Origin of the sequence: Gemmata algarum, assembly GCF_034097035.1 — a bacterium.
GTDB classification, from domain to species: domain Bacteria; phylum Planctomycetota; class Planctomycetia; order Gemmatales; family Gemmataceae; genus Gemmata; species Gemmata algarum.
Genome location: NZ_JAXBLV010000099.1, coordinates 106,617 through 115,153, shown reverse-complemented (window position 1 = coordinate 115,153; position 8,537 = coordinate 106,617). Strand labels below are relative to the sequence as shown.

The following is an 8,537-nucleotide window of genomic DNA, read 5'->3' as shown; positions in this document are numbered from 1 at the left end:
ACCGAGGTGAAGGCCGGCGCGGCCGGCGCCGAGCAGCTCGCCGCGGACATCGAGGACGCCATGACCGCGCTCCAGTTCCAGGACGCCGTCAACCAGCAACTGGACCACGCGGGGATCGCCCTGCGCGAGGCCCGGGACGCGCTGGAGTCCGGGGACGACAGCCGAACCGGGCAGCTGCTCGGCCGCCTGCGGGCGCGCGCCACCATGCAGTCCGAGCGCCAAATCCTGAACCAGGTCGCGGTGCAGGACCCGGCCCCCGCGGGCGACTCCGCCCCGGGATCGATCGAACTCTTTTAAGGGACACTCCGATGGTCAAAACGGCACTCATCGTCGACGACTCGCTCACGTTCCGGCAAATGGTCGCGCTGGCCCTGACGGACGCGCAGTTCGCCGTCCTCGAGGCGGCCAACGGTCAAGAGGCGCTGGACAAGCTGGCCGGCGCCCGGGTGGACATCATCATCAGCGACGTCAACATGCCGGTGATGGACGGCCTCACGTTCGTGAAGCAGGCCCGCATGCGTCCGCAAACGAAGACGACCCCGATCCTGATGCTGACCACCGAATCCCAGGTCGAGATGAAGCAGCAGGGCAAGGCGGCCGGGGCCACCGGGTGGATCGTGAAGCCGTTCAAGGCCGCGCAGCTCGTGCAGGTCGTTCGCGACCTGCTCCCCTGATCGGCCGCTTTCGGTCGGGGGACGACCGACCGTAACAGTCCCTCAGAACGGCGGCGCCCGCGTGACGGCGGGCGCCGCCGCGGTGTCGCTTGCTGCCGAAAACCATGTCGCGAGTCGAACGATGCCTACCGAGAGCGATCAGTTGCTGGCCACGTTCTTGGACGAGGCGGACGAGAACCTCGCCGCCCTCGAATCAGGGCTGCTGAGCGTCAACGACGGGGCCGCGGACGCCGAGGTGCTGAACGCGGTGTTCCGGGCCGCCCATTCGATCAAAGGGGGCAGCGGGCTGTTCGGGTTCGACGCCATCACCCGGCTCACACACGCCCTGGAGCAGTTGCTCGATCGCATCCGGAAGGGCCAACTGCCGGTCACGCGCGATCGCATCGATCTGCTGTTCCGCGCGGTGGACGGATTGAACGTGCTGTTCGCCGCGACGCGCGGCGGGGGGGCACCGCGCGCCCCCGATGAGTTGATCGCCGCACTCAACGCGGCGGCCGGCGCCGGCCCGGCCGCGGCTCCCCTCTCGCCACGGACGGCGGGGCCTGAATCCGGGACCTTTCGTGTGACCTTTGTGCCGGGGCCGCTGCTCCTGACCGACGGCCCTGATCCGCTGCTGCTGCTCCGGAACCTCGCCAAACGCGGTACGGTCCGGTCCGTCGCGGTCGACACCCGCCGCGTGCCCGAGATCGACGCCCTGGACCCGGCCCAGAGCTATTTGGAGTGGGTGGTCGTACTCGACACGCAACAGCCGCGAAGCGAACTCGAGCAGGTGTTCGCGTTCGTTGATGCCGGCAGCTCGCTCGGAATTACGGCCTGCGATGCACACCCGGCGGCCGCAAGCGGGGCGGCCGGCGACGGTTCGCGGTGTGCCGCACCGCAAGCGCTCCTCGATTACGAAGCCGCCCTCGGGCAGTTGCTGAACTGGGTCACGACGCACCTGCCCACCGCTCTCGCAGAGCTTGAGGGCACCTGATACGATGGCGCGGGTGCGGGACGCGATGCGAGACGGCACGGCACCGCTCATCGCCCCGGTGCCGGGAACGCACGCGCAGGTGTTCTGGACGGTGACCCGAACCGGGTCCATCTGGGTCGCCCACAGGGGCTCGGCTCAGACCAGATCCAGGGCTCCCCGGGTCCCCGCCCGCGTTTCATCTGTTCTTCGGACCACGTCCTCACTTCGATAACTTGGCGGCTTCGGCGGGCGTCAGGTTGAGACGAACCCGTCGCAAGGAGCGCCCCCCGCTGTCTTCGCACTCGAGCAGCAGGTGTCGGCCGTCGGGCGAAAAGTAGACCCGCTTCGCCGTCACGTCCCGAAGCGACGGGTACGTCAGGTCCGCCCGCTTCGGTTGGGCATCGCCCGTCTCCCGGTCGTAGCACACCACCCCTCCCTTGGCCGGCACCGCCGCGATGTTCAGTGTCGGGTGGTACGCGATCCACGCGGTGGACGCCTGATGCTCCTTGGTCGGGTAGCCGACCGGCCGCTTGTCAAAGGATGTCGGCGTCCACGCCGGGATCTCGCCGGACGACACCGGATAGCCGGTGTGCGACAGGTAGGTCAGGCGCTTGCCGTCCGGTGACATCACCACCCCGCTCCCGTTCCCCCCCGGCCCCTCCTTGAGCCGCCGCATCGCCGGCGTGTCGCGGGTGATGTCGTACACGATCAGGGCGTCGAACGTCCCGTACTCCGGAACGACGTGGATCCGGTCCGGGTTGAACAGCAGCCGCGCCCCCTTCTGGTAGGTCTCCCGGTAGCCGGCGTAGAGCTCGCGCCCGTCGGGCGACACCACGGCCCACGAGCCGAACAGCCCGGCCGGTTCGAGCACGTCGCCGGTGTCCTCCTCGACGATCAGGATCCGGGCCGGCGGGCCGTCCCCGCCGGTCACCACGCACACGTAGCAGACCGCCCGGGTCGGGTGCGGGGCCAGGTCGGTCCTGGCCCGGTAGTCCATCTTAACGCTGCGCCGCACCTTCAGCGTCTTCTTGTCGATCACGTGCAGGGCCTTCTTCTCGTCGGAGAGGCCAACGAAATACCCCTCCCGCTCGAACAGCCGCTCGTATTTGGCGGGCAGGCGCAGCTCCTCCTTCACCGTGAGCCCGCCGCCGGTTAACCGCCGCAGCCGTTCCCCCTCCACCAGCAGCAGGGACGCCCGGTCGAACCCGGGGGCGATGTGGGCCGGTTCGGCGGCCAGCGGCAGGCGGTACAGGCGGTCGATCTTGGACAGGTCCCCGCCGACGGCATCGGCGTCCGCAGCCGAGACCACCTCGATCGCGAGAACGGCTTGTACCGTTTCCTTCGGGCCGGCGACGTTGATGCGGACCTCGTGGCGGCCGAGTTGCTCGACGGCCGGTACCCAGGAGGTCTTGCCGTCGGCAGTAACGGCGAACCCCTTCGGGCCGGCCGCCACCGCGAACGTCTTGCTCCCCGGGGTCGAAACCAGCGGGCGCTTCAGCGCCCGCCCGGCGACCACCCGGGCCGGGAGGTTCAGTGCCAGGTCCCGGGATTCGATCGGTTCGCCGTCGACCGCCAAGCGGACCGACTCCACGCCCCCACCCGCGCCGAAAAAGAGCCAACTGTTCTCTCTGGTCAAGAACGGGGCGGCCGCCTTCAGGTCGGTGATCGATTGCTCGATGTCGGCGGTGAACCGGCCGCTGAACCCAATGCACACCGCCATCGTGAGCACGTTCCCCTTCTTCCGGAGCCGGAACAGGTGCGGGCCCTCCGTTTTGTAGGCGCCGAGCCCGCGCTCCTCCTGTCCGGAAACGGTCACCGTCCCGTAGCCCCCGTGCCCGGGCCCGTGGAGCCGGGAGCAGACGCTGTCCTTCAGGTCTATGCCGCCGCCGGGCCGTGGGGCGGCGGCCCCGATCCCGACCACGCAGATCGCCTGCTCCTTGTCTTTGAACCGGAACACCACGTCGAGGGTGAAGTCCTTGGTGGCGAAGTCCGCCGCCGTGGTGCGAACCAGGCGGTCACGAAGCACGAGCCCGCCGGCGGGCTCGAACGTGAGACCGGGCTGCGCGCTGAGGTACGACGGGAGCGGCGCGTCGGCCAGCCGGATCAGATGCTCTCGGCCCTCAATGCCGTTCGCTGCGGCCGCGGTCTTGGGGGCCGCCGTCTTCGGACCCGTTGTCTTGGGGTCGCCCACCTTCGGACCGCCGGCGGCACTCGCGGGAACCGCTTTCCCGTTGACCACGAAACGTACCGCTTCCAACCTCCCCCCGCCCCCGGACACGAACACCGCGCACGCTTGCGGGGTCAGGTGCGGGGCGACCGTTGCGAGCCGCGGGATCATCTTGGCCGCGGTCGGGACGAACGCCCCGTCCTTTTCCGCCCCGATCGCGAGCGTCAGCACCGGGCCGCGCTTCTCGATCCGGAACAGGTGCGGGCCGGCCGTTTTGAACGCCCCCAGCTGCAACTCTTCCTGGCCGGAAATGGCGAGCGTGCCGTACCCGCCGTACCCCGGCCCGTGAACCCGAGAGCTGACGCCCGCGCCCTTTTCGCCCGCGAGCCCGACGACGAAAATGCCCCGCTCCCCTTCCTGGAACTGGAACCGGAAGTCGAAAACAAAGTCCTTGTCGATGAGCCCGGCGATGTTCGTTCGATACGCGGCCTTGTCGAGACGGAGCCCGTCCTTGTCCGCGAGCCCGGCCGCGTCGGTGGCGAGGTAGGCCGGGAGCGGGCTGGCTCCGCCGAGCGGGGTGAACGGGACCTTCGATACGTCCGCCGGAGCCGGGGCCGGCTTCCCGGGATCGACCGCCTTCCCGTCCACGGCCAGCCGCACGCCCAGGTACGTGGCGTCGTGACCGAAGAACGGAACCCCGCCCTCCTTGGCGAGAACGGGGGCGTCCTTCGAGATGGCGAGGGTTTTGACGGAGTACGGGCCGAATTTGCCGTCCTTCCATTCGCCGATGGCCAACGTCAGCGCGTCGCCCTTCTTGTCGATCCGGAACAGGTGCGGGCCGGCCGTCTTGAACGCCCTCCCTCCCAGCTGGCCCTCCGCCTTACCGGTGATGCTGAGGGTCGCGTAGCCGCCGAACCCCGGTCCGTGAACGCGTGAGCCGACGCTCGCGTCGAACGCCCGGGTGGCGGGGCCGGCCGTGGTCACGCCCATCAGGCCGATCGCGCGCTCGTCGTCGTCGAACCGGAACAGGACGTCGAAGGTGAAATCCTTGCCCCCCAGGTCGGGTGCCGTGACCCGTGCCTCGCCGCCGCGGAGCCCGCGGGCGTCCCCGAGCATGGTCGGCGATGCCTTCAGATAGCCGGGCAGTCCGGCTCCCTTCGTCAGGTCGAAGAGCGGCGCCTTGTCGAGTTCGGGCGCGGCGCCTGGCAACTCGCCCGGCTTTGCATCGACCCGCGGGGCCGTCGGGGGGGTGACCGGCCGCTCGTCCGGTCGGGAGGGCGACGAGAGGCCCACGTGCCGGTTGGTGGAGGTCACGCTGCCGTCGCGGACGAGGACGCCGGAACCGACGGCCGGCCCAGGGGCCGGGGGGATCCGCTTGAAAGACACGACGCTCTTTCGGGCCTCCCCAGTGTTGAACGGGGACAGGGCTTGCGCCGCGCCCGCCAGCGCCAGCACCAGGCCGAGGACCGACAGCGGTCGGGGGGAGTGAGCCACCACCAGTCGCAAAGAGCGCGAACGCGGCATCCTGTTTCTCCTCGAAAAATAGCCCGCCGGTGCGAAACCACCGCAACGACAACATCGGCTTGATTGGCCCCGCTTCGAACCGGTCCGACCCTCGGTCGGGCGCGACCCGTGCGGCTCTCCGTGTTGAGGTCGTGCCGCGCAGGCCGTCATTAATTCAACTAGCGTATGATTTTATTGTGTGCCGCGCCCAGTATCGGGACTTGAACCGGCCGCGCACCTCAACTCCCATTTCACTCAACACCAAATGAACTCGCACGCATATTTTCAAGAATCACCGGCGGACGGACGGACCGTTGCACCTGCGAGAGCGGGGCTGAAGGTCTGTGGCGTAACCGCGGCCGAGGCACAAGGGCAACCGGATCCAAGAGAGCTGTTCATACGGATCGTCTTGGACCGCCGGCTAGGCACCAACGGGTCCGTTGGACCATCTTGCGCTTGGGAGCAGGACACTTCGCACGCGGTCGGGGCGTTCCTTTGGAGTGGTACGCCTTTGCGCGTGGCGGTAGAGGTGCGCGATGGACGTGGAGTTGCGACCGATCGGGTCGATCCGGTCGCGCGAGCACAACACTCCTCGAACTCGCGTGCCTCCGCACGCGCGCGACCTTTCGGCCCAGCGCCCCACTGAAAACCTCGGAATCGTAACCTTTCGCGATATTTGCTCGTTGCAATGACGCGGTCAGCGATCAGCGGTTCTCGTACCGTTCCATGTCCGAGACGAACACGCCTCGAACCTATCGAATTCTCACGATTGTCAACTGATAGATTGTGTCTTCGTGTCAGAAAAAATGGGCAAACCGCGAGTTCGCACGAGTGCGACGCCAAGAACCCCTGACGTACCTGAAAATTGGCATCTGAAGATGCCTGCGGTGGGGCCGGTACGAGCTGGAGGGCGCATATGCGCAAGGGCCCGCCGCGCATCCCGCGCGTGCGGCCGTGTGGCTCAAAGCGATTGCGATAGAGCGATTATTGATGTTTAGGACTTCGGGTCAAAAGTCCGATCGTCGAAATTCGTAAAGTCACAAACACACTGATAATGATAGTTTGCGACTTTACGACTTGCTGACCTGACGACTTTTGACCCGAAGTCCTTATCGGCGGGCGCGGTCGAACTGTGGCACGTGCCACAAATCCTGGCGCCAGCACCCAATCGTACGTTCGTCACCACGTGTGCCGCCACTTTAACCACTGTAGTTCCTGCTACCCGGGCGCCGAATCGCGGCGGCGCCCGGGCAGTAGAAGGTGTGACCCGGAGCCGGCGAGAGCCATGTTGTCGGCTCGGGTCACTTCCCCGGTGCCGGCTTCGGCAGAACGGGCACGTCGAAATCGAACACTTGAGGCCCCGGCTTGGCTTCGACCGGCGGGATCGGCGTCCGCTCCGGGTCGTTGTACGCGAGTGCCACGCGCGACGAGGTCGCCTGGGTCTTGGACGGGTCCAATTTGGGCGGCCCGAGGTGCTTGATGACGGCGGCCGGTAGCGCGACCGCGGGGCGGGACAGCGCCCGCGTGTCGATCAGGCACACGCGGTAGGTGCCCGCCGCAACCCCGGCCCGCCCGTCGTCAGACGCCAGCGCGTAGCGGCCGTTTTCGTCCGTGATGCCGGTCGAGCGGGCGGCCGGCTGTGCCCCCTGTGCGACCGGGATGAACATGACCGCGATGCCAGGCACCCCGCGCCCGCCCTGTGTCACGCGCCCTTCGACAAGGCACACGTCTTGGGTCCTGCCGCACCCGGGCGCGAGCCCCACGGCCGCAACCGCTAACCAGAACAGCACGATCCGCGTGTCGACCCGGAGCATGGGCTCACCAAGTATGTATGGATGTATACCGGCGCGGCGCCGCCGCGGGCCGGACGGGTGTGGATGCGGTTAGAAGTCCCCGGGAACCACCTCGCCGCCCGCGATGCTGCTCACGTTGCGCAGGAGCTGGAACGGCGTGGCGCTGTTCAGGAACCGCACCGAGCCGTCAACGAACGCGAAGTTCGCGCCGCTCGGGTGACCGCTGCCGTAGGCCCGGCGGCGCTGGGCGTACGCCAGGAGGAAGGCCGGGTCCGAGCCGGACGGGTTGGCGAGCTGGCCCGGGGTGAGCTGGATGCGGTAGTTGATCGGGGTGCCCGACACCGCGTACCCGCGCGGCGACACGAAGTCGTTCGGGGTGGCACCGTCCCACACGCCGAGCGCATCGAGGCGGTCGCCGAAGAGCCCGCTCAGTAGGTCGTAATAGGCGGCCGGGTAGCCCATCGCGGCGAGTTGCTCGCTGATGACCGCTTTGGCCACGATCTCGTAGGCCGGGTCGGTGAACGCCCGCTCGCCGAGCAGCAGCGTGTTGCTGGTGCCGTCGATGATGTGCGTGATCTGGGTGGCCGAGCTCCAGTACCCCACGCCGTCGTCCGGCACGTCGAACTGCTCGTCGTCGCCCGGGTTGCCGCTGTGCAGGTACGTGCCGCTGTTGATGACGTAGCTGCACAGGCTGGTGTAGGTGGTCGCGCCGGACGGGTCGAACGGCGCGGCCCTCGCGTACACCGGGTCCGCGATCGATTCGGCCGGGCAGAGGAACAACTTCGGCAGGCTCGCCGCGAGCCCGCTGCGCCCGCCGGCGTAGTACGGCGATGCCGGGTTGTTGAGGCCCGCGCCCTCGGTCTCCACGGCCTTCTGGTAGTAGGCGTCCGCCTCGACGTACGGCAGCGTCACCATCACCCAGTTGTACCGGCCCATCCGGTTGTTGCTGACGTCCTTCGGCGAGCCGCGGTACCGGCCCTGCGGCGTCTGGAAGCTGTCACCGGAGACCGGGGCCGCCGCCGGCGGGAACCGGCCCCGGGTGCTCTCGAAGCCGTGCAGCCCGAGGGCCACTTGCTTGAGGCTGTTGGCGCACTTCATGCGGGCCGCGGCCGCCCGCACCTTTTGGACGGCGGGGAGGAGCAGGCCGATCAGGATCGCAATGATCGCGATCACCACCAGCAACTCGATCAGCGTGAACCCGGCCGGGCGGGGGGCCGGGGGGCGGTGAGAACGTGTGCCCCGGCCCGTCTCGTGTGGCGGGGCGAGATACGGAGTGATCGACATGATCCAACCTCCCGAAGGAAATAAATACGGGCCGAAGCCCACCGCTCTGAAGAGCGTCCGGATCGAAAGGGAGAGGGCGTGCGAGTCGAACCGATCACCAACCGACACGTTGCCGGCCCGCCCGCCTATTTCGTCGGCGAAGCGCGTGAGCCTGTTATCCCATC

General features: G+C 68.2%; 5 protein-coding genes and 1 pseudogene. 3 read left to right on the top strand and 3 right to left on the bottom strand.

Annotated elements, in window-relative coordinates:
- The 3 genes and pseudogenes from R5W23_RS09200 to R5W23_RS09190 all read left to right on the top strand — a co-directional run.
- Positions 1 to 297, top strand: a pseudogene (locus tag R5W23_RS09200) (hypothetical protein); the annotation flags it as partial.
- A gap of 11 nt (positions 298 to 308) precedes the next feature.
- Positions 309 to 674: a response regulator gene (locus tag R5W23_RS09195; RefSeq protein WP_320686077.1), complete on the top strand. Its 366-nt coding sequence runs from the start codon at positions 309 to 311 to the stop codon at positions 672 to 674.
- 121 nt (positions 675 to 795) lie between these two features.
- Entirely contained in the window at positions 796 to 1,647 is an 852-nt protein-coding gene (locus tag R5W23_RS09190; RefSeq protein WP_320686076.1) for an Hpt domain-containing protein, read from the top strand.
- A gap of 199 nt (positions 1,648 to 1,846) precedes the next feature.
- Here R5W23_RS09190 and R5W23_RS09185 read toward each other — a convergent pair whose 3' ends face one another.
- The 3 genes from R5W23_RS09185 to R5W23_RS09175 all read right to left on the bottom strand — a co-directional run bounded on the left by R5W23_RS09185 (position 1,847) and on the right by R5W23_RS09175 (position 8,373).
- Entirely contained in the window at positions 1,847 to 5,317 is a 3,471-nt protein-coding gene (locus R5W23_RS09185; protein ID WP_320686075.1) for a hypothetical protein, read from the bottom strand.
- 1,280 nt (positions 5,318 to 6,597) lie between these two features.
- Positions 6,598 to 7,110: a carboxypeptidase-like regulatory domain-containing protein gene (locus R5W23_RS09180; protein WP_320686074.1), complete on the bottom strand. Its 513-nt coding sequence runs from the start codon at positions 7,108 to 7,110 to the stop codon at positions 6,598 to 6,600.
- 69 nt (positions 7,111 to 7,179) lie between these two features.
- Positions 7,180 to 8,373 carry a DUF1559 family PulG-like putative transporter gene (locus tag R5W23_RS09175; RefSeq protein WP_320686073.1) on the bottom strand — a complete coding sequence of 398 codons (1,194 nt, stop codon included), beginning with the start codon at positions 8,371 to 8,373 and terminating at the stop codon, positions 7,180 to 7,182.
- Positions 8,374 to 8,537: the final 164 nt, after the last annotated feature.